Raw genomic sequence first — 19,952 nt, 5'->3', positions numbered from 1 at the left:
TCTGAATATCTGCCGTGGCGCGACCGGGCCGATCTATGGTTTACATCTGCGGCATTGACGCCCGGAGCTTCTTGCGATGTTTCCCAATGGCCTGATTGCCTTTGCTTTCGGCTATCTGCTCGGCTCGATTCCATTCGGAATGATCCTGACTAAGATCGCGGGCACGCAGGACCTGCGTTCGATCGGCTCGGGCAATATCGGCGCGACCAATGTGCTGCGGACCGGACGCAAGGGCCTCGCGGCGGCAACGCTTCTGGGCGACATGATAAAGGGTACGGTGGCGGTCGTCATCGCATCACTTGTATCCGGACCGGGAGCCGCGATGGCCGCGGCGATGGGAGCTTTTCTTGGTCATCTTTTTCCGGCGTGGCTCAAATTCCGCGGCGGCAAGGGAGTCGCCACCTATATCGGCGTGCTGCTCGGCCTGTTCTGGCCGGCGGCGCTCGCGTTCTGCGCGATCTGGCTGCTCGTCGCGTTTACGACGCGCTACTCGTCGCTGTCGGCGCTGACCGCCAGTCTCGCCACGCCGCTGCTGTTATGGTGGCTCGGACACCCGCAGCTCGCGCTGCTGTTTGCAGTGCTGACGCTGCTGTTGTGGCTCACGCACCGCGAGAATATCCGGCGTCTTCTCATTGGCAGCGAAGGCAAAATCGGCGCAAAAGCGTAGCGTAGCGTAGCTGCTTGATGCTCGGAGTTGAGGATCACGTGGGGCCGGCGGGACCGATACTACTGCAATTGCCATTGATGTCGAAGGTCATCGTGACACCCCACACCGTAAGGTAGCCGCCGCGGGCGTCGATCACGTTCTTGCTCACATAGTTGTGGTCGTATTTCATGCCGCCGCTGACGGTGCCGATTTCCTCGAGGCTGAGTTCGCGAACGTCGTTGTCCATGATGGTCTCCATCGTCAGGCGGACCGTTTCCGCCACCATCACGACAGGAATACCCCGAGCGCCGGGCCGCGACCGTGACAGAGGTTACATTGCCTGACTGACGCCGTCCGCGCAGGCGGAAGCGAGCCGCAAGCACGCGCTGTGCGCGAGCGTCATGACCAGCCGAATCCGAGGTTGTCCCCTGCGCCGACTTGGGCAAAGTTCCTCGCCTTCGGGGAGGGGCAGGCATGGATATCCAGAATTCAGCTAAACGGCTGACCGAAGCGCAGCGGATCGACTGGCTGCGGCTGATCCGCTCCGAAAACGTCGGGCCGCGGACCTTTCGCTCGCTTGTGAATCATTTCGGCAGCGCCCGCGAGGCGCTGAACCGCCTGCCCGATCTGGCGCGTCGCGGCGGCGCGTCACGTCCGGGCCGGCTTTGCGGCGAAGCCGAGGCACGAGACGAGCTGGCCGCCGCCGGGCGGATCGGCGTCAGTTTGCTGGCTCCAGGCGAAGCCGGCTATCCGCCACATCTGGCAACCATCGACGACGCACCGCCGCTGCTTGGCGTGCGCGGCAACCTCGATGTCATGGAGCGTGCGATGATTGCGATCGTCGGCTCACGCAATGCATCCGGCGCCGGCCACAAGTTCGCGCAAACGCTGGCGCGCGATCTCGGCGAGGCCGGTTTCGTGATCGTGTCGGGATTGGCCCGCGGCATCGATCAGGCGGCGCATCGCGCGAGCCTGGCGAGCGGCACTGTCGCCGTGCTCGCCGGCGGCCATGATCGCATCTATCCGTCCGAGCACGAGGATCTGCTTGCCGTGGTCCTGGAAGACGGCGGCGCGATTTCGGAAATGCCGATGGGACATGTGCCGCGCGCCCGCGATTTCCCGCGGCGCAACCGTCTGATCTCCGGCGTCGCGCTCGGCGTTGTCGTGGTCGAGGCGGCGCATCGCTCGGGCTCGCTGATCACGGCCCGCATCGCCGCCGAGCAAGGCCGCGAGGTGTTCGCCGTGCCGGGTTCGCCGCTGGATCCTCGCGCGGCCGGCACCAACGATCTCATCAAGCAGGGCGCGACGCTGATCACCGAGGCATCCGACGTCATCAATGCGGTTCGGCCGATCATGAGACGGCCGATCGAAATGCCCGCGGGGGAACCGGATCAAGGCGTCCCGGAGACGGAAGAGCCCGCCGCGAGCGACCGCGCGCGCATCGTCAGTTTGCTTGGCCCCACGCCGATCGGGCTCGACGATCTGATCCGGATGGCGGATGCCTCGCCGGCGATCGTGCGCACCGTTCTGCTCGAACTGGAACTGGCCGGGCGGCTGGAGCGCCATGGCGGCGGGCTGGTGTCGATGATCTGACCCGGCTACCGGTTCAGACGATCGCGCCGACGATTCCCGCCTCTCCCCGTGAAATCTCGTGGAGGGACTTCTCACCGCGATCGATCGGCTTATTTCGGCACCCGCGGTCCGTCAGCGGCTGGAGCCGCGGATGAGGCGGCGGAACCCGCCGGCGGTGAGACCGGCTCTGCCGGCGGCGCGGCCGCAGAACTGGCGGGAGGAACCGGCGACGGCGTGGAGGTTTCGGTCGACGGCTTCGAGTCGCCCTCGCCAACCTTCGGAGCCGGCGTCACCGCCGGAACGGGATCGGCACGCAGCGGGACCGTTTTCGGTTCGCCAGGGGTCTTCGGTTCGCCAGGAGCCTCGGCAGCCGGTTTGCTGTTTTCGGACGCGTCTGTTTCAGATTTGTCCATCTTGGGCCTGGCTGCTTCGGATTTGTCTGCCTCGGGCTTATTCGCTCCGGCTTTGCCGACCTCGGTCTTGTCGCTTTCGGATTTGGTCGCAGCAGGACTCGACGCATCCGGCTTGACCGCATCGGTCTTGACCGCTTGCTCCTTGCCGGCTTTGTCCTCGGCTGCTTGTTCCTTGGAAATTTCCTCCTTGGAGGTTCCTGCCTTGGAGGTTTCCTTCTTGGGGACCGCCGTCGTGGGGACTTCGGCCTTGGGCGTCGCCTTCTCTGTCTCTCCCTTGTTCTCTCTGCTCAGCTTCTTCCTGTCTCCGTGTTTGCGCCTGCCGTGCTCGTGTGCAGCAGCCTCCTCCGAAGCCGGCCGTGTGGCCTCCGAATTCTCGGTCCCCGGTCTTGCGGCGCGTCTGCCATGTCGGCCCCTGCGGCCATGCGGCTCTTCCTGCGCGGAGGCGCCGGCTTCCTGCGGCGTCGCCTCCCGGGACAGCGGCTTCCCGCCCCGTCGCTCGGCCTGTTCCGATTTAAGATCACCCGGATGCCGCCTGGGCGTCTCGGCTCTGTAGCGCTCGTCAGACGCCCCGTTGGAAATCAAATAGGCGCTGAGCATCCTGGCCATGTCGGGACCGGTCGTATAGTGCTGGCGCAGGAAACCCGGCAGCGATCCCGGCGCAACGGTCCTGAGCAACCCGCGGGCCCCTTTGTGGCAAGCGGCGCAGCTCCCTGAAAAAATCTGCGCAGCCGACTTTCCCGCATCGAGATTTTGCGCGCGTACGCGATCCGTCGCGAAACCGACGATCACGAGCATCGCCGTCGCCAGACTGAGCGCTCGGCTCAACATTCCATCCTCCAATGGTGCGGAAACCGCCGCGGCTGCGGCGGGTCCACCTTTTAGCTCATTGTATTGCGAATGGAAGCGCGCAGATTAACGCAACCGCGTGATCACGATTCCGGATAGCCGCCCTGCGGTCCGCGCATTGGTGGAGCGGTTTCCGCAATATTATTATCTGAATGGAACTCGGGTGACAGCCCATAGTTACGTTACGGTAGCTGACATGTCCTCGTGATGATGGTGGTTTCGATGGACCGTTTGTTGCGGTTTTTTCTGGGCCAGTTCGTTCAGCGCGGGTCGATTACATTCGTAACCGCAAGCGGCACGACCTTCACCTGCGGCGACGGCACGGGCGAACCGGTCCGGGTTCATCTGATCACGAAGGAAGCCGCGCGCCAGCTTCTGCTCGATCCCGAAATGTCCCTCGGCGAAGCCTTTACGGACGGCACATTGCGGGTCGAGTGCGGATCGATCGCCGACGTCCTGGCGATCGTCCTCGACCAGCCCGACATCATGCCGCGCTGGGCAAGGCTGCAATGGTGGCTCCGCTATCTCGTCCGCAATATCCAGCAATTCAACCCTCGCGGGCGCTCCAAAAACAACGTCGCGCGCCATTACGACCTCGACGGCCGGCTTTACTCGCTGTTTCTCGACGCCGACAAACAATACAGTTGCGCATATTTCGAAACTCCGGACATGACGCTGGACGACGCGCAGCTTGCAAAGAAGCGGCATATCGCCGCCAAGCTTCTGGTCGAGCGCGGTCACGATGTCCTCGATATCGGCTCGGGCTGGGGCGGCCTCAGCCTTTATCTTGCGGAAATGACCGGCGCCCACGTCACCGGCGTCACGCTGTCGACCGAACAGCTTCAGGTGTCGAAAGCCCGCGCCGGCGAAATAAACCTGACGCGGTCGGCGAAATTCCTGCTCCAGGACTACCGCGACGTTCCCGGACCGTTCGACCGCATCGTGTCGGTCGGCATGTTCGAGCACGTCGGCGTCGACCATTACGATACCTTCTTCAGGCACTGCGCCGAACTGCTGGACGCCGACGGCGTGATGCTGCTGCATTCGATCGGCCGTTCCGAAGGTCCGGGCATCACCAATCCCTGGATCGCGAAGTACATCTTCCCGGGCGGATATATCCCCGCGCTGTCGGAGGTCCTGCCGGCGATCGAGCGCGCGGGGCTCCTGGTCTGCGACATCGAAATCCTGCGCCTGCATTACGCGGAAACGCTGAAAGCGTGGCGCGAGCGCTTCATGGCGCGACGCGAGGAGGTCGTGCGGCTTTACGACGAGCGGTTCGCGCGGATGTGGGAGTTCTATCTGGCGTCTTCGGAAATGTCGTTCCGAAAGCAGAACCTGATGAATTTCCAGATCCAGATCACGAAGCGTCAGGGCATCGTGCCGATGACGCGCGACTATATCCCGCGCGGCGAAGTCAGGCTCCGCGGTCTCGAACGAAAACAGCGTCCGCGGCTTCAGATCGCGGGCGAGTGAGTCGATTCGTGCGGCCGTTCGGTCGCCCGTTACCGTCAAGTTCGAGTCGCTTTCGACTCAAGTTTCATTCGAGATGATGTGAGAATCGGGCATAAGGGGCCCGGCATGCTTCCGCCGTCCCGAATGGCGCTTTATGCGTGCCCCATACTCGAAAAATCCGTCACACTCCGAAAGCCATGGCTGATTCGAACATCCTGAAGCTTGCGCCCGATGCGGCAACGCCGGCCTACCGCACCGCACCGCATAACATCGAGGCGGAGCGCGGTCTTCTCGGCGCCATTCTGGTCAACAACGACGCATTCTACAGGGTGTCGGATTTCCTCGAGCCGAAGCACTTCTTCGAGCCTATCCACCAGACCATCTATGAGACCGCGGGCAGCCTGATTCGCGCCGGCAAGGTCGCAACCCCCGTCACCGTCAAAACCTTCGTTCCCGCCGAGACCGACATCGGCGGAATGACCGTGAGCCAGTACCTCGCCCGTCTTGCGGCGGAGGCCACCACGATCATCAACGCGCTCCATTACGGACGCACCATCTATGAGATGGCGCTGCGCCGCGACCTGATTCACATCGGCGAGGACATGGTCAACGTCGCCTACGACGCGCCGGTCGATCTCGCGCCGCGGGCGCAGATCGAGGACGCCGAGCGCCGCCTCTACGAACTGGCCGAATCAGGCCGCTACGACGGCGGCTTCCAGAAATTCTCGCAGGCGATGAAGGTCGCGCTCGATATGGCGGCCAACGCCTACCGACGCGACGGGAAACTCTCCGGCATCGCCACGGGGCTGCGCGATCTCGACTCGAAAATGGGCGGATTGCAGCAGTCCGACCTGATCATCGTCGCCGGCCGGCCCGGCATGGGCAAGACCGCGCTCGCGACCAACATCGCCTACAACATCGCCAAGGCTCATGAGTCGGAGCTTCAGCCCGACGGCACGATGAAGACCGTCAACGGCGGCATCGTCGGTTTCTTCTCCTGCGAAATGTCGGCGGAGCAACTGGCGACGCGCATTCTCGCCGAGCAGACCAGCATCGCCTCCAGCAATATCCGCCGCGGCGGCATCACCGAAAGCGATTTCGAGAAGATCCGCGACCATACCATCGAACTGGAGCACCTGCCGCTCTACGTCGACGAGACCGGCGGCCTGTCGATTTCGCAACTGACGGCGCGCGCCCGCCGCCTGAAGCGCCAGAAGGGACTCGACGTGCTGATCGTCGACTACATCCAGCTCCTGCTGGGCAGCGGCAGGCGCAGCGACAACCGGGTGCAGGAAGTCACCGAGATCACCACCAGCCTGAAGGCGCTGGCGAAGGAGCTGAACGTTCCGATCATCGCGCTGTCGCAACTGTCGCGCCAGGTCGAAAACCGCGACGACAAGCGCCCGCAGCTCGCCGACCTGCGCGAATCCGGCTCGATCGAACAGGACGCCGACGTCGTGATGTTCGTGTTCCGCGAGGAATATTACCTCCAGAACAAGGAGCCTCGGCCGGGCACGCCCGAATACGAGAAGTGGCAGCTCGATATGTCGCTTGTGCACGGCAAGGCCGAAGTCATCATCGGCAAGCAGCGCCACGGTCCGACCGGCACCGTCGAGTTGCAATTCGAGGGGCAGTTCACCCGCTTCAGCGACCTCGCGCACGAGGGCGTATCTATCGGCCTTTCCGCTTCCGACGGAATCAGCCACCTGCCCGAGCGTATTTAGCAAGCTGACTTACGGCCGGTCCAAGGACGTCGCCCGCGCGGTTGAACCACCGTGCAGCCGAGCGTAGCATGCGGCATGAATCTCATGCCTGATTCTAAAACGACGTCCGCCGGCGCGCCGACCGACGCCGACACGGCTGTTACGGCCGCCGCAGCGATCGGCACCCTCACCGTCGACCTCGACGCCATCGTCGCCAACTGGCGCAAGCTCGAAAAGACCGCCGTGCCCGCCGAATGCGCCGCCGTCGTCAAGGCCGATGCCTATGGCTGCGGAGCCGGACCCGTAGTGCGCGCGCTCGGCGCGGCCGGATGTAAAACGCTTTTTGTCGCCACGCTCGGCGAGGCGCGCGTCGTCCGCTCTGCCGCTCCCTCCGCCGACCTCTATGTGCTGGACGGCCTCTTCCAGAATTGCAGCGAAGCCTTCGCCGCGATCAATTGCCGGCCTGTGATCGGCGACCTCAACGAACTCGCGGAATGGGACGCGTTCTGCCGCCGCACCGGCTGGGCGGGCGGCGCGGCCATCCACATCGACACCGGCATGAACCGCCTCGGCCTCACCCTCGACGAAGCGCAAGCGCTCATCCCGAGAATCGATGCCGGCGATCACGGCATCACGCTGGTGATGAGCCACCTCGCCTGCGCCGAAGCCCTCCATCATCCGCTCAATGCCAGACAGGTCGCGGCGTTCCGCGAGATCGCCAGTCGCTTCTCCGGCGTTCCGGCCTCGCTCGCGAACTCGTCCGGCATCTTCCTCGGGCCGCAATATCCCTTCGACCTGGTGCGGCCGGGGGCTGCGCTCTACGGCGTCAACCCCACGCCGGAATCCGAGAATCCGATGCAGCCGGTGGTCGAGTTGAAAGCGCGGATCGTGCAGACCCGGACGATCGGCAAGGGTGAAAGCGTCGGCTACGGCGCGACCTGGACCGCGCGGCGGGAGACCCGACTCGCCATTGTTGCGGCAGGATATGCCGACGGCTATTTCCGCGCCGGCGGCAGCAACGACGGCACCCGCGGCGCCGACGTCGTGATCGCCGGCAAGCGCTGTCCGGTGGCGGGCCGCATTTCCATGGACCTGATGGCGGTCGACATCACCGACCTGCCGTCCCGCGCGGTGGTCCGTCGCGGCGATCTCGCGACGCTGATCGGCGAAAGCATCACCGTGGACGAGCTTGCGCACCATTTCGGCACCATCGGTTACGAAGTGCTGACGAGTCTCGGCGACCGCTACAATCGAATCTACAAGGGCGGACCAGCCGGGTCGTGAATACTTGCGTCGAATGCGATCGCTGAAAATGGCAAAGTCCGCCCTCTCCTTCGTCTGCCAGAATTGCGGCGCGGCGTATAACCGCTGGCAGGGCAAGTGCGACGCTTGCGGCGAATGGAATACGCTCGCCGAAGAGGACACCACGGGCGCGACGACGATGCCGGCCGGCATCCGCTCCAGGCGCAAGAGCCGGTTGTTCACGCTGGAAACGCTGGCGGGCAAGACGCAGGACGCGCCGCGCCTTTCTTCCGGCATGGCCGAACTCGACCGTGTCACCGGCGGCGGATTCGTGCGCGGCTCGGTGCTGCTGGTCGGGGGCGATCCCGGCATCGGCAAATCGACGCTGCTCACGCAGGCGACCAGCCTGCTGGCCCGCGCCGGCCATCGCGCGGTCTATATCTCAGGTGAGGAAGCGGTTGCGCAGGTGCGGTTGCGCGCCGAACGGCTCGGGCTTGCCGACGCGCCGGTGCAGCTTGCAGCGGAAACCTCGGTCGAGGATATCGTCGCCACCCTGTCCGAAGGCGCGGTGCCGCGGCTGGTGGTGATCGACTCGATCCAGACCATGTGGACCGACACGGTGGAGTCCGCTCCGGGAACCGTGACGCAGGTGCGCGCCTCGGCGCAGGCGCTGATCCGCTTCGCCAAGACATCCGGGGCGGCGCTGATCCTGGTCGGGCACGTCACCAAGGACGGCCAGATCGCCGGCCCCCGGGTGGTCGAGCACATGGTCGACGCCGTGCTGTCGTTCGAAGGCGAAGGCTCGCAGCAGTTCCGCATCCTGCGCGCCGTGAAGAATCGCTTCGGTCCCACCGACGAGATCGGCGTCTTCGAGATGACCGGGCTCGGCTTGCGCGAGGTGTCCAATCCGTCCGAACTGTTCCTGTCGGAACGCGATCTCGGTAGCCCCGGCACCGCGGTATTTGCGGGCATCGAGGGCACGCGGCCGGTGCTGGTGGAATTGCAGGCCTTGGTGGCGCCGACATCGCTCGGCACGCCGCGGCGGGCCGTGGTCGGCTGGGATTCGAACCGGCTGTCCATGGTGCTGGCGGTGCTCGAAGCCCATTGCGGGGTCAGGCTGTCGGGTTACGACGTTTATTTCAATGTCGCGGGCGGCCTGCGCATCAATGAGCCGGCCGCCGATCTCGCCGCAGCGGCTGCGCTGGTATCCTCGCTGACAAATGCGCAACTGCCCACCGACGCCGTCTATTTCGGGGAAATTTCGCTGTCCGGCGCGGTCAGGCCGGTGGCGCAGACCTCGGCGCGGCTAAAGGAAGCAGCGAAGCTCGGATTCGGCCGCGCCGTGCTTCCCGAATCGGCCCGCGGCGACATCGGCGGCGATACCGGCCTGACGCTCAATACAGTCGCCGGATTGACGACGCTGGTGGCGGAGATTGCAGCGCGCGGACAAGGCCGCCCCGGCAAGGCTCCCGATCCGGAGAAAAATGCCACACCGGCCCGATTCCGTCGTCAGGACGGCTAAAGCGGCGTGACCTCGCGGGCAGCCGCCGCTATACCTTCGGCGCGGTCGCAAGGCCGACGATATGTTGCGCGAAAGGTCCTTGCGGGACGTGAGACATGACCGTCAGGCTGGACCGGCCGTGAGACGCCGATTCGGTTTCTGGAATTTACGAGCGGACCTGACCAGCCGATGCCGATAACCATCCTCGACCTCGTTCTGCTCGCCGTGATGCTGATTTCGGGTCTGCTGGCGATGATCCGCGGTTTCATGCGCGAAATCCTGTCGATCGCCTCATGGGGCATAGCCGCGCTGGCCACGCTCTACTCGTTCCAGAAGCTTCTGCCCTTCGCCAAAACCTATATCAGCAACGAGACCCTCGCGGCTGCGGCCGTGATCGGCGGCGTTTTCATCGTCACCCTGATCGTGACTTCGATCATCACGACGCGCATCTCCGACATGGTCCTCGATTCCCGGATCGGCGCGCTCGACCGTACCTTGGGTTTCCTGTTCGGGCTGGCGCGGGGCCTGCTGATCGTTGTGGTTGCCTTTCTGTTCTTTACCTGGCTGGTTCCGGACAAGCAGCGGCCGGACTGGGTCACGGGCGCGAAGTCGCTCACGGTGCTCAATTCCACCGGCGCCTGGCTGCAGTCGCTCTTGCCTGACGATCCTGAGAACACCATCTTAAACAAGCTCAAGAAGAATAAGCCCGACGCGGATCAAACGGACGCGGAACCTGTTTCTCCTGGCTCCGACGGCTATTCCAAGCCTGCCCGAGACGGCCTGAAAAAGCTGATCGACGGCAAACCGGCTGAACGCTAATGGGTGTCCCGTGACGAAGCGAGGCGCAATGGACTGTCAGCAGAGCCCTTCCAGCGACGCGCCCGAACCGGATCCCGCCCCGGATTTCGACCTCGACGGCGACACCCTCCGCGAGGAATGCGGCGTGTTCGGCATCTTCGGTCACCCCGACGCCGCCGCCATCACCGCGCTCGGGCTTCACGCCCTCCAGCATCGCGGCCAGGAGGCCGCCGGCATCGTCACCTTCGACGGCCACCGCTTCCACTCCGAACGCCGTCTCGGTCTCGTCGGCGACACCTTCTCCCGCCGCGCGGTGATCGAACGTCTTCCCGGCAGCGCGGCCATCGGTCACACCCGCTACTCCACCACGGGCGGCACCATCTTGCGCAACGTGCAGCCGCTGTTCGCCGAACTGAATGCCGGCGGATTCGCGGTCGCCCATAACGGCAACCTCACCAACGGACTGACGCTGCGCCGCGCATTGGTGGGCCACGGCGCCCTGATGCAATCGACCACCGACACCGAGGCGATCCTGCATCTGGTCGCGCAGTCCCGGCGCGGCCGTTTCATCGAGCGCTACATCGAGGCGCTACGAGCTCTCGAGGGCGCCTACGCATTGGTTTCGCTGACCAACAAGAAGCTGGTCGGCGCGCGCGACCCGCGCGGCATTCGCCCGCTGGTTCTCGGCGACCTCGACGGCTGCCCGATCCTCGCCTCGGAAACCTGCGCGCTCGACATCATCGGCGCGAAGTACGTCCGCGACATCGAACCCGGCGAAGTCATCGTGTTCGACCGCAAGGGCGGGACCATCCAGACCGAAATCCACAAACCCTTTCCACCGATGCCGCCACGGCCCTGTATCTTCGAATACATCTACTTCTCCCGACCGGATTCGATCGTCGGCGGCCGCTCGGTCTACGAAGTGCGCAAGGCGTTCGGCGCGCAACTGGCCCGCGAGAGTCATGCCGAGGTCGACGTCGTGGTGCCGGTGCCCGATTCCGGCGTGCCTGCCGCCCTCGGCTACAGCCAGTTCTCCGGCGTGCCGTACGAACTCGGAATCATCAGAAACCATTATGTGGGCCGCACCTTCATCCAGCCGGCTCAAAGCGTCCGCGAACTCGGCGTGCGCATGAAGCATTCGGCCAACCGCGCCGCGATCGCGGGCAAACGCATCGTCCTGATCGACGACTCGCTGGTGCGCGGCACCACCTCGAAGAAGATCGTGCGCATGATGCGCGACGCCGGCGCCACGGAGGTGCACTTCCGCCTCGCCTCGCCGCCGATCATCCATCCGGATTACTATGGCATCGACCTGCCGGACCGCAGCAGTCTGCTGGCCGCGACCCACAGCCTCGAGCAGATGCGCGACATCATCGGCGCGGATTCGCTGGCCTTCCTCTCCATCGACGGCATGTACCGCGCCATGGGCGAGCCGGGACGCGACGCCGCGAACCCGAAATATTCCGACCACTGCTTCACCGGCGCCTATCCGACCACCCTCACCGACCATACCGACGTCGAACCGCCGCCGCATCAGTTGTCGTTGCTCGCGGAAGCGAGCTGACATTCGTCATCACCGGGCTTGACCGGTGATCCATCTTCAAAATATGCGGAGCCTGATGGATGCGCGGGTCATCCGCGCGAGACGCGCTTCGCGCTTTGGAGCATGTTTCTTTTGGACAGAATCAGAAACCCGTCATGCCCGGCTTCATGCCGGGCATCCACGTCTTTGGAGTTTCAACGAAAAAACACGTGGATGGCCGGGACAAGCCCGGCCATGACAGATCGGTTTTTCCGTCAAGACGCAAACTACTTTAGCCCGCGCATGACGGCAGACGATATGATCCGGAATCGCCGATGACCCGTCCCCTCGCCTCCCGCATCGCGCTCGTGACCGGAGCCTCGCGCGGCATCGGCTACGCCGCCGCCCGCGCGCTCGCAAAGGCCGGCGCGCATGTGATCGCGGTGGCCCGCACGCAAGGAGGGCTCGAAGAACTCGACGACGACATCGGCAAGGACGGCGGCAGCGCGACGCTGGTGCCGCTCGATCTCACGGACTTCGAAGGCATCGCCCGGCTCGGCGCCGCATTGAACGAGCGCCACGGCAAGCTCGATATTCTCGTCGGCAACGCCGGCATCGCCGGCCCGTCCTCGCCGCTCGGCCATATCGAGCTGAAGCCGTGGCAGAACGTCATGGCAATCAACGTCACCGCGAATTTCCAATTGATCCGCTGCGTGGAGCCATTGCTTCAGAAATCCGATGCCGGACGCGCGGTGTTCGTCACGTCTGGCGCTGCCAGCAAGGCCAACGCCTATCGCGGTCCCTATGCGGCCTCGAAAGCCGCGCTGGATACGCTGGTGCGATGCTGGGCGAATGAGACGGCCACAACCTCGATCCGCGTCAATTTATTCGATCCGGGGCCGGTCCGCACCCGGATGCGCGCCACCGTGTTTCCCGGCGAGGATCCCATGACGCTGGACACGCCTGAACAGGTTGCCGAATTCATCGTGCCGATGTGCCTGCCGTCCTGGAACGAGACCGGCAAACTTTACGATTACAAGAGCCGCAGGGTGACGAGCTTCCATCCGCCGTCGCCCTGAGAGGCGGCAGTTTGCGTCTTTATGGAAACACATCCTGGGCATAGCCGTTCGAAGAACGGCGGCGCCTCCCGCCGGCCCGGCCTATTGAACGGTTCGGGATGACCCTGCCTCACAATTGACCGGAACTTGATGCGCGATGGACGATCTCGGTCGCGGGTCAGGAGGTATCGATGCAAGCCGTTGTCGAGCGCGTAATGCGTGCCTTTGCCCTCAAATTCTCGCCGTCCGACGACAAGAGCGAACGCGCTCGCCCGACCCCGGCCGAGCTGGCCGCCGAATTGCTGGAGAATTACCGGGCGCAGCTTCTGCAACGCGCGCAGCCGCCCCGCAGCCGCTGACCCGGCCTGCGCATTCTCGCAAAAACCGGCATTCACTTTTTCGGAATACGCGTTTGCTTGCGCCTGCTTTTATGCGCGAACGGATTCGCCTTTTCGCGAAGCGTGATACGGATCGGCGTGCCCGGCAGATCGAACGCCTCGCGCAAACTGTTGACGAGATAGCGCAGATAGGATTCCGGGACCGCATCCGAGCGCGAACAGAACACCACGAAACTCGGCGGCCGCGCCTTGGTCTGGGTCGCGTAGTTAAGCTTCAGCCGCCGACCCGAGACCGCGGGCGGCGGGCTGGCGGCGACCGCCTGCTGGAACCAGCGATTGAGCGCAGCCGTCGGCACGCGGCGATTCCAGATGGCGTAGGCGTTCTGGATCGCCGTCATCAGGGCGTCGATCCCCTCGCCCGTCAGGCCGGAGACCGCGATGACCGGCGCGCCCTTGACCTGCGGCAGCCAGTGATCGGCATCGGGGCGCAGCGATGCGATCCCGCCCGACCCGCGCGGCATCAGATCCCATTTGTTGACGGCGATCACCAGCGCGCGACCCTCGCGCTCGATCAGGTCGGCGATGCGCAGGTCCTGCTCCTCGAACCTGTTCTGCGCATCCATCATCAGCACGACGACTTCGGCGAACCTGATGGCGCGCAAGGTGTCCGCCACCGACAGCTTTTCGAGCTTCTCCTCGATACGTGAGCGGCGGCGCAACCCGGCGGTATCGAAGATGCGAAAATCGCGGCCCTTCCAATCCAGCTCGACCGAAATGGAATCCCGCGTGGTGCCGGCTTCCGGGCTCGTCAGCAGCCGTTCCTCGCTGAGCAGATGATTGATCAACGTCGACTTGCCGGCATTGGGACGCCCGACGATCGCAACGCGGATCGGCCGCTGCGAGATATCCTCGGACTCGATGATATCGTCATCGTCGAATTCCTCGGCTTCTTCGGCTGGCTCCGGCATCACGGCGCGCAACGCATCGTAGAGATCGCTCAAGCCCTCGCCGTGCTCAGCGGACACGCCGACCGGATCGCCGAGCCCCAGCGCATAGGACTCCAGCGCGCCGGCATCGCCATGACGTCCCTCGCTCTTGTTGGCGACGAGAACGACCGGCTTGTCGGCGCGCCGCGCGACATCGGCGAAGGAACGGTCGGTCGGCGTCAGGCCCGCGCGCGCATCGAAGACGAACATCAGCGCATCGGCGGCTGCGATGGCCGCCTCGGTCTGCTCCTGCATACGCGCCGTCAGCGAGCCGCGCGGTCCTTCGTCGAGGCCGGCGGTGTCGATGACCGTGAAATCGAGGTCGCCGAGACGCGCCTGTCCTTCGCGACGATCGCGGGTCACGCCGGGCTCGTCATCGACCAGCGCGAGCTTCTGTCCGACCAGGCGGTTGAACAGGGTCGACTTGCCGACATTGGGCCGGCCTATGATGGCAACAGTGAAGGACATCGGCGTTCCCTGCCCCTTAGAGCGGTTTAGGTTTTGATGGAAACACCCTGTTCCGTCATGGCCGGCTCCGTCCGGGCCATCCACGTCTTTCTTCGCTGAAATTCCAAGACGCAGATGCCCGGCATAAAGCCGGGCAGGTTGTTGCTGATCCATTCTAAAGCAAGCCTGCTCTAGCAGGATGTTGAAAAAGTATCGACAGGTGTCATTTCCGGGCGCGCCGGGCGACGAACGCTTTACGTTCGCGCCACCGCCGTCAACGCGAAAAGCTGCCGCTCGGCATCGGCGCGGGGAATGGCGAGGCCGCCGGCTGGGACTGCTGGACCGGCTGCTGTTGTGGCGTCTGGTCCTGCGCCGGGGATTCGTCCTTGGGCAGCGACGTGGCTCGCCGATGGACCAGCCGCTTTGGCTTGCGGGGCTTCGGGGCGGCGGCTGCTTTCGCAGCACCAGCCTCCGCGCCAGCAGCGGTCCCTGCCGTTGCTCCCGATCGCCGCGCGTGCGCGGATTCATCCGGTGGCGCCGCCGCGGCCGCAACAGCGGCCTGATCCTGCTGCTGTTGCTGCTCAACGTTGCTTTTGTAGAGATCCTTCGGCACGCCCTGTTCGATGCCGGGAACGCCTTCGGGGAAAACCAGCTCGCGCTTGCCCGGCAGCTTCTTCTTCGTATCGAGGAAGTCGAGCATATCGGACGGATCCCAGTTGCTCAGACCGCCGCCGCCGCAACCGGCCAGCGCACCGCAGAGCGAGATCAGGACAGCGGAGGCGATCAGGCGTTGCGAGCGGCGCATTCACGGTTCTCGTTCAAACTTGAGTTCGACTCACGGATATCAGCTTTTCGCGACCGGCGGCAGCAGGGCTTGCAACGCTTCGGCGCGGCTGCGCAGGCTCGACGGCGTCTGACCGTCCTCATTGATCATATCCAGCCACTTCCGCGCGGCCGTCGTATCGTTGGCGCGCCAGGCGGACAGTGCCAGCAGTTCGCGTGCGGTGTGGCGGAAGGGTGCCTCGGGCGCGGTCGCCGACTTCAGCCGCTGCAGCATGTTGTCGTAAGTCTCGGTGTCCAGCAGCAAGCCGGCGGCACGGACACGCGCGAGATCGCGCTCCGCGGTGCCGAACCCTTTGTCGGCAACAATCGCGTCATAGAGCTTGACCGCTTCCTTCGGGTCATGCCTGGCGGCTTCAGCGGCGGCGCGAAGCCGCGACAGATTGCGATATCCGGGCGGCGCGGTTTCCGCCAGTTTCGTGAAAGCCGCTTCGGCTTCGGCGTGCTTGTTTTGATCGGCCAGCGCCACCGCCGCCTCGAAAGCCGCGCCGGCCTTGGCGGCCTTTTGAGCCTGAAGGTACTGATATCCGCGCCAACCGCCGACACCGATCATGATGAGGACGGCGGCGGCAATGATCAGCCCCGAGTAGCGGCTCCAAATTTTCCTGAGCTGCTCGCGGCGCAGTTCGTCATCGACTTCACTAAATAATTCAGTCACTTAAACTTCCGTCCCCGATTTTACGCAAAAGCCCGCGGTGCGGGCTCGCGCGACATTCCCCTGCGTTGGCGGCGGCGATACCCTAGCGATATGGCGCCGACAAGGCAAAGCGGACCGATCAGGGCGTCGGCCACAGGCAGCCGATACCCGGTCGATTCAAATGCCCATTAGCCTTTCGGCTTCATCGCATAAACATGCTCCGGGCCGGGAAAGGCGCGGCTGCGCACATCGCGCGCATAGCCCTCGATCGCGGCCTCGATCATGGGGCCGAGTTCGCCATAGCGGCGGACGAATTTCGGCGCGCGCGGCGACAGGCCGAGCATGTCCTCCAGCACCAGCACCTGGCCATCGCAGGCTGCGCTGGCGCCGATGCCGATAGTCGGGATCGCCACGGTCTCCGTGATCTTGCGCGCCAAAGGCTCCGCGACCGCCTCGATCACCATCGCGAACGCGCCGGCCTCCGCGACGGCACGCGCGTCGTCCTCGATCGGCTGCCACGTTCCCTCCTCGCGTCCCTGCGCGCGAAACGAACCCAGCGTGTTGATCGATTGCGGCGTCAGGCCGACGTGCCCCATCACCGGAATGCCGCGCGCGGCGAGAAAGGCGATGGTTTCCGCCATTTTCACGCCGCCTTCGAGCTTCACCGCGCCACAGAGCGTCTCCTTGAGAATGCGCGCGGCGGAATGAAACGCCTGCTCCTTCGAGGCCTCGTAGGAGCCGAACGGCATGTCCACCACGACCAGCGCCTGTTGCGAGCCGCGCATCACCGCGCGGCCCTGCAGGATCATCATGTCCAGCGTGACCGGCACCGTGGTCTCGAAACCGTGCATCACGTTGCCGAGGCTGTCGCCGACCAGAATGACGTCGCAATGGCGATCGACCAGCGCCGCGGTGTGAGCGTGATACGAGGTCAGCATCACGATCGGGTCGCCGTTCTTGCGCGCGCGAATGTCGGGTGCCGTCCTGCGCTTCAAGACCGACTGGACCGACATGCTAGGCTCCAAAGACCGGAACGCCGACGACGTAAGGATGGAAGAGAGCGCCGAGCGCAAGATAGACGACGACGCCGACGACGACCGCGATCACGTCGTTGCGAACCCCGCCGACCGGGATCGGCAGGCCGCTGGGATCGGCGCGGTGCTTGAGCGAGATGCGGTCGATCACCGCCCATGCCAGGATCGAGCCGAACAGGATGATCGAGCCGAGGTCCCCGTTGGCGAGCAGATGCGCCGCGGCCCACAGCTTGATGCCCGCCAGCATCGGATGCTTCAGCCTGGCATAGATGCGGCCGCGGATATACGACGCCACCACCAGAATGATCGCGGGCAGGATCAGCGCTTCGGCGATGTGCTTCATCACGTGCGGCGGATGCCAGACGTCGATCCAGCCGGTGGCGCGATAGTGAAAAAACCCCCAGACGATCAGAGCGACGCCGGCCGCCGAGATCAGCGAGAAGCCTATCTTGTAGGGTCCTTCGCCATAGGACGAGATCAACCGCGCGCGAAAGTCGCGCTTGGTCGCGGCGAGGTGCACGCCGAGGAACAGAACAAGGCCAGCAATCATCACTAATAAACCCATCGTCTCCTCCTTCGGGGCACTGATCTCCGATTAACATTTTTGAGGAGTTTCAGGCAACACGGCGCAAGAACGGAGACAAACAAGTTTTGGTCGCAACAACACCCAGCAATCACCCTGAACGGCGAGGAACGCTGTCCCGCAATCATCGTTGTCGCCGCTCCACCAACCAGATGGAGCCTACCCAATGAACGTCAGACTTCTCGTAGCCGCCGCCGCGATCGCCGCTTTCGGAATTGCCGGTGCCCAGGCTCAGCCCGTGGGCCATGGTCAAGCGCAACAGCACGACAGCGTCCGCGGCAGCGCCGGAACGTCCGGATCGGCGCATACCCAAAAGATCCGTCCGAAGGGATCGGCGAGCGGCACCGTCGGCGCGGCACCGGGGCGCGGCGGCGTCAATGCCGGCACCTCCGGATCGGAAAATACGCCACCGGCGAACGTCAACGGCAACGCCCGCACGGGTGGCTCGATACGCTAGAAACGCATTCCGGGAAGCGGCCGGTCACGCGCCGGCCGTTTTTCATCGACGTCCGAACGGATCGGATTTGCGCCGAAAGGCAAGGAGCAATCTCCAACGAGCCGTCGAAAACAGATCGTCATTCCGGACGCCGCAGCAGCGGCGATCCGGAATGAGAACAGGAACATATCGCCATGAATGCTCCTTCTCCTATGACGCCTTCTTCACATCCTTGACGCTGGAGAACGTGATGCCTTCGGCCCGTTCCCTCGTGTAGCCGAGGTAGAATTCGTTCCTGGCCAGAAACACCGGGTCGCCGTCGACGTCGTCGGCGACGCCGGAGCCATTGGCGGCGATAAAGGCATCGAGCTTCTTGCGGTCGTCCGATGAAATCCAGCGCGCGAGCTGGAATTCGCAGACCTCGAATTCCACCGGCAGCGAGTATTCGGCCTCGAGCCGCGCTTTCAGCACGTCGAGTTGCAGCATTCCAACGACGCCGACCAGCGCAGGCGCGCCGTCGCGCGGCCGGAACACCTGCACGACGCCCTCCTCCGACATCTGCTGCAACGCCTCCTTCAACTTCTTCGCCTTCATCGCATCGGTCAACCGCACGCGCCGCACGATTTCCGGCGCGAATGACGGCACGCCGAGGAAGGTGACATCTTCCCCTTCGGTCAACGTATCGCCGATCCGCAACGTGCCGTGATTGGGAATGCCGACCACGTCGCCGGCGAACGCCTCGTCCGCGATCGCGCGATCCTGCGCGAAGAAGAATTGCGGCGACGACAGCGGCATCGGCTTGCCGGTGCGAACGAGCTTCGCCTTCATGCCGCGCGTCAGCTTGCCGGAACAAAGACGGGCGAAAGCGATGCGGTCGCGATGATTGGGGTCCATGTTGGCCTGGATCTTGAAGACGAAAGCGGTCATGCGCGCTTCGTCCGCCTCGACCTTGCGCAGGTTTGACTCCTGCGCGCGCGGCGGCGGGGCGAATTTGCCGAGCCCCTCCAGCAGATCGCCAACGCCGAAATTGCGCAACGCCGAGCCGAAATAGACCGGAGTCAGGTGCCCCTCGCGAAACGCCTCAAGGTCGAACGGTTTGCAGGCCTCGGTCGCAAGCGCCAGCTCATCCCTGACCTCATCGACATTCAGATTGGCGTTGCGCGCCGCGAGATCGGCGATGTCGATCCGTTCGGCCGCGCCGGTCTTGGCGCCGCCGCCGTCGAGCAGGCGAATGCCGCCGGTCGCGATATCGTAGGTGCCGAGAAAATCGCGGCCGCGACCGACCGGCCAGGTCATCGGGGTGGTATCGAGCGCCAGCGTCTTTTCGATCTCGTCGAGCAGTTCGAAGGTGTCGCGGCTCTCCCGGTCCATCTTGTTGATGAAGGTGATGATCGGAATGTCGCGCAGGCGACAGACCTCGAACAGCTTGCGGGTGCGCGCCTCGATCCCCTTGGCCGCGTCGATCACCATGACCGCGGAATCCACCGCGGTCAGCGTGCGGTAGGTGTCCTCGGAGAAATCCTCGTGACCCGGCGTGTCAAGCAGGTTGAAGACGAGATTTTCGAACTCGAACGTCATCACCGAGGTGACCACCGAGATGCCGCGGTCGCGCTCGATCTTCATCCAGTCGGAGCGCGTGTTGCGCCGCTCGCCCTTCGCCTTGACCTGTCCGGCGAGATTGATGGCGCCGCCGAACAGCAAGAGCTTTTCCGTCAGCGTGGTCTTGCCGGCGTCGGGATGCGAGATGATCGCGAAAGTGCGCCGGCGCGCGACTTCGTCGGCCAATGGCGAGCGCAAGGGAGTTTCGGTCTGGAGGGCCAAGTCGGACATCAGCGAGCGTGTGGCAGGGAAAACCCGCCGGATCAAGGGGATTTACAACGGTTGCGGACCAGCGTTCG

General features: G+C 64.4%; 19 protein-coding genes. 11 read left to right on the top strand and 8 right to left on the bottom strand.

What is annotated here, in order from left to right; all coding sequences use genetic code 11:
* Nucleotides 1–76 precede the first annotated feature (76 nt).
* Nucleotides 77–667, top strand: a complete 591-nt coding sequence (gene plsY, locus ACMDCM_RS04700; protein ID WP_412772484.1) for a glycerol-3-phosphate 1-O-acyltransferase PlsY — start codon at nucleotides 77–79, stop codon at nucleotides 665–667.
* A gap of 34 nt (nucleotides 668–701) precedes the next feature.
* Here plsY and ACMDCM_RS04695 read toward each other — a convergent pair whose 3' ends face one another.
* A complete protein-coding gene (locus ACMDCM_RS04695; RefSeq protein ID WP_412772483.1) occupies nucleotides 702–893 on the bottom strand; it encodes a hypothetical protein in 192 nt (63 codons plus the stop codon).
* A gap of 227 nt (nucleotides 894–1,120) precedes the next feature.
* Between ACMDCM_RS04695 and dprA the strand changes: the two genes are divergently transcribed.
* Nucleotides 1,121–2,239 carry a DNA-processing protein DprA gene (dprA, locus tag ACMDCM_RS04690; protein WP_412772482.1) on the top strand — a complete coding sequence of 373 codons (1,119 nt, stop codon included), beginning with the start codon at nucleotides 1,121–1,123 and terminating at the stop codon, nucleotides 2,237–2,239.
* A gap of 89 nt (nucleotides 2,240–2,328) precedes the next feature.
* Here dprA and ACMDCM_RS04685 read toward each other — a convergent pair whose 3' ends face one another.
* On the bottom strand, nucleotides 2,329–3,459 hold the full coding sequence (locus ACMDCM_RS04685; RefSeq protein WP_412772481.1) for a hypothetical protein: 1,131 nt from the start codon (nucleotides 3,457–3,459) through the stop codon (nucleotides 2,329–2,331).
* A 240-nt stretch (nucleotides 3,460–3,699) separates the two neighbouring features.
* Here ACMDCM_RS04685 and ACMDCM_RS04680 point away from each other — a divergent pair, with 240 nt between their 5' ends.
* The 8 genes from ACMDCM_RS04680 (at nucleotide 3,700) to ACMDCM_RS04645 (ending at nucleotide 13,112) form a co-directional block, all read left to right on the top strand.
* Nucleotides 3,700–4,950: a class I SAM-dependent methyltransferase gene (locus ACMDCM_RS04680; protein WP_412772480.1), complete on the top strand. Its 1,251-nt coding sequence runs from the start codon at nucleotides 3,700–3,702 to the stop codon at nucleotides 4,948–4,950.
* A gap of 176 nt (nucleotides 4,951–5,126) precedes the next feature.
* Complete coding sequence (locus ACMDCM_RS04675) at nucleotides 5,127–6,653, top strand: replicative DNA helicase (RefSeq protein WP_412772479.1); 1,527 nt, start codon at nucleotides 5,127–5,129, stop codon at nucleotides 6,651–6,653.
* A gap of 75 nt (nucleotides 6,654–6,728) precedes the next feature.
* Nucleotides 6,729–7,916, top strand: coding sequence for an alanine racemase (alr, locus tag ACMDCM_RS04670; protein WP_412772478.1), 1,188 nt, complete (start codon nucleotides 6,729–6,731; stop codon nucleotides 7,914–7,916).
* Nucleotides 7,917–7,944: 28 nt separating this feature from the next.
* On the top strand, nucleotides 7,945–9,396 hold the full coding sequence (gene radA, locus ACMDCM_RS04665) for a DNA repair protein RadA (RefSeq protein WP_412772477.1): 1,452 nt from the start codon (nucleotides 7,945–7,947) through the stop codon (nucleotides 9,394–9,396).
* A 168-nt stretch (nucleotides 9,397–9,564) separates the two neighbouring features.
* The gene (locus tag ACMDCM_RS04660; protein ID WP_412772476.1) at nucleotides 9,565–10,194 is read left to right on the top strand and encodes a CvpA family protein; all 630 of its coding nucleotides are present in this window, start codon (nucleotides 9,565–9,567) and stop codon (nucleotides 10,192–10,194) included.
* Between the two features lie 28 nt (nucleotides 10,195–10,222).
* Complete coding sequence (purF, locus tag ACMDCM_RS04655; protein ID WP_412772475.1) at nucleotides 10,223–11,737, top strand: amidophosphoribosyltransferase; 1,515 nt, start codon at nucleotides 10,223–10,225, stop codon at nucleotides 11,735–11,737.
* Nucleotides 11,738–12,030: 293 nt separating this feature from the next.
* Entirely contained in the window at nucleotides 12,031–12,774 is a 744-nt protein-coding gene (locus tag ACMDCM_RS04650; protein ID WP_412772474.1) for an SDR family NAD(P)-dependent oxidoreductase, read from the top strand.
* Nucleotides 12,775–12,944: 170 nt separating this feature from the next.
* Nucleotides 12,945–13,112 (top strand): hypothetical protein, encoded by a 168-nt coding sequence (locus tag ACMDCM_RS04645; protein ID WP_412772473.1) that lies wholly within the window; start codon nucleotides 12,945–12,947, stop codon nucleotides 13,110–13,112.
* A 32-nt stretch (nucleotides 13,113–13,144) separates the two neighbouring features.
* Here ACMDCM_RS04645 and der read toward each other — a convergent pair whose 3' ends face one another.
* The 5 genes from der to ACMDCM_RS04620 all read right to left on the bottom strand — a co-directional run bounded on the left by der (nucleotide 13,145) and on the right by ACMDCM_RS04620 (nucleotide 17,600).
* Nucleotides 13,145–14,545 carry a ribosome biogenesis GTPase Der gene (der, locus tag ACMDCM_RS04640; RefSeq protein ID WP_412772471.1) on the bottom strand — a complete coding sequence of 467 codons (1,401 nt, stop codon included), beginning with the start codon at nucleotides 14,543–14,545 and terminating at the stop codon, nucleotides 13,145–13,147.
* A 253-nt stretch (nucleotides 14,546–14,798) separates the two neighbouring features.
* Complete coding sequence (locus tag ACMDCM_RS04635; protein WP_412772469.1) at nucleotides 14,799–15,329, bottom strand: hypothetical protein; 531 nt, start codon at nucleotides 15,327–15,329, stop codon at nucleotides 14,799–14,801.
* Between the two features lie 39 nt (nucleotides 15,330–15,368).
* Nucleotides 15,369–16,022 carry a tetratricopeptide repeat protein gene (locus ACMDCM_RS04630; RefSeq protein ID WP_412772468.1) on the bottom strand — a complete coding sequence of 218 codons (654 nt, stop codon included), beginning with the start codon at nucleotides 16,020–16,022 and terminating at the stop codon, nucleotides 15,369–15,371.
* A 167-nt stretch (nucleotides 16,023–16,189) separates the two neighbouring features.
* The gene (panB, locus tag ACMDCM_RS04625) at nucleotides 16,190–17,014 is read right to left on the bottom strand and encodes a 3-methyl-2-oxobutanoate hydroxymethyltransferase (protein ID WP_412772467.1); all 825 of its coding nucleotides are present in this window, start codon (nucleotides 17,012–17,014) and stop codon (nucleotides 16,190–16,192) included.
* Nucleotide 17,015: 1 nt separating this feature from the next.
* Nucleotides 17,016–17,600: an NnrU family protein gene (locus ACMDCM_RS04620; RefSeq protein ID WP_412772466.1), complete on the bottom strand. Its 585-nt coding sequence runs from the start codon at nucleotides 17,598–17,600 to the stop codon at nucleotides 17,016–17,018.
* A gap of 184 nt (nucleotides 17,601–17,784) precedes the next feature.
* Here ACMDCM_RS04620 and ACMDCM_RS04615 point away from each other — a divergent pair, with 184 nt between their 5' ends.
* Entirely contained in the window at nucleotides 17,785–18,075 is a 291-nt protein-coding gene (locus ACMDCM_RS04615) for a hypothetical protein (protein ID WP_412772465.1), read from the top strand.
* Between the two features lie 189 nt (nucleotides 18,076–18,264).
* Here ACMDCM_RS04615 and ACMDCM_RS04610 read toward each other — a convergent pair whose 3' ends face one another.
* A complete protein-coding gene (locus ACMDCM_RS04610; RefSeq protein WP_412772464.1) occupies nucleotides 18,265–19,884 on the bottom strand; it encodes a peptide chain release factor 3 in 1,620 nt (539 codons plus the stop codon).
* Nucleotides 19,885–19,952 lie beyond the last annotated feature (68 nt).

The sequence above is a fragment of the Nitrobacter sp. genome, assembly GCF_047149785.1.
Lineage (GTDB): Bacteria > Pseudomonadota > Alphaproteobacteria > Rhizobiales > Xanthobacteraceae > Nitrobacter.
This window is presented reverse-complemented; position numbering and strand designations above follow the sequence as displayed.

Bases quoted from the DNA above. Each gene is read 5' to 3' on its own strand.
- plsY (WP_412772484.1), top strand. From the start codon at position 77: ATGTTTCCCAATGGCCTGATTGCCTTTGCTTTCGGCTATCTGCTCGGC.
- ACMDCM_RS04695 (WP_412772483.1), bottom strand. From the start codon at position 893: ATGGACAACGACGTTCGCGAACTCAGCCTCGAGGAAATCGGCACCGTC.
- dprA (WP_412772482.1), top strand. From the start codon at position 1,121: ATGGATATCCAGAATTCAGCTAAACGGCTGACCGAAGCGCAGCGGATC.
- ACMDCM_RS04685 (WP_412772481.1), bottom strand. From the start codon at position 3,459: ATGTTGAGCCGAGCGCTCAGTCTGGCGACGGCGATGCTCGTGATCGTC.
- ACMDCM_RS04680 (WP_412772480.1), top strand. From the start codon at position 3,700: ATGGACCGTTTGTTGCGGTTTTTTCTGGGCCAGTTCGTTCAGCGCGGG.
- ACMDCM_RS04675 (WP_412772479.1), top strand. From the start codon at position 5,127: ATGGCTGATTCGAACATCCTGAAGCTTGCGCCCGATGCGGCAACGCCG.
- alr (WP_412772478.1), top strand. From the start codon at position 6,729: ATGAATCTCATGCCTGATTCTAAAACGACGTCCGCCGGCGCGCCGACC.
- radA (WP_412772477.1), top strand. From the start codon at position 7,945: ATGGCAAAGTCCGCCCTCTCCTTCGTCTGCCAGAATTGCGGCGCGGCG.
- ACMDCM_RS04660 (WP_412772476.1), top strand. From the start codon at position 9,565: ATGCCGATAACCATCCTCGACCTCGTTCTGCTCGCCGTGATGCTGATT.
- purF (WP_412772475.1), top strand. From the start codon at position 10,223: ATGGACTGTCAGCAGAGCCCTTCCAGCGACGCGCCCGAACCGGATCCC.
- ACMDCM_RS04650 (WP_412772474.1), top strand. From the start codon at position 12,031: ATGACCCGTCCCCTCGCCTCCCGCATCGCGCTCGTGACCGGAGCCTCG.
- ACMDCM_RS04645 (WP_412772473.1), top strand. From the start codon at position 12,945: ATGCAAGCCGTTGTCGAGCGCGTAATGCGTGCCTTTGCCCTCAAATTC.
- der (WP_412772471.1), bottom strand. From the start codon at position 14,545: ATGTCCTTCACTGTTGCCATCATAGGCCGGCCCAATGTCGGCAAGTCG.
- ACMDCM_RS04635 (WP_412772469.1), bottom strand. From the start codon at position 15,329: ATGCGCCGCTCGCAACGCCTGATCGCCTCCGCTGTCCTGATCTCGCTC.
- panB (WP_412772467.1), bottom strand. From the start codon at position 17,014: ATGTCGGTCCAGTCGGTCTTGAAGCGCAGGACGGCACCCGACATTCGC.
- ACMDCM_RS04620 (WP_412772466.1), bottom strand. From the start codon at position 17,600: ATGGGTTTATTAGTGATGATTGCTGGCCTTGTTCTGTTCCTCGGCGTG.
- ACMDCM_RS04615 (WP_412772465.1), top strand. From the start codon at position 17,785: ATGAACGTCAGACTTCTCGTAGCCGCCGCCGCGATCGCCGCTTTCGGA.
- ACMDCM_RS04610 (WP_412772464.1), bottom strand. From the start codon at position 19,884: ATGTCCGACTTGGCCCTCCAGACCGAAACTCCCTTGCGCTCGCCATTG.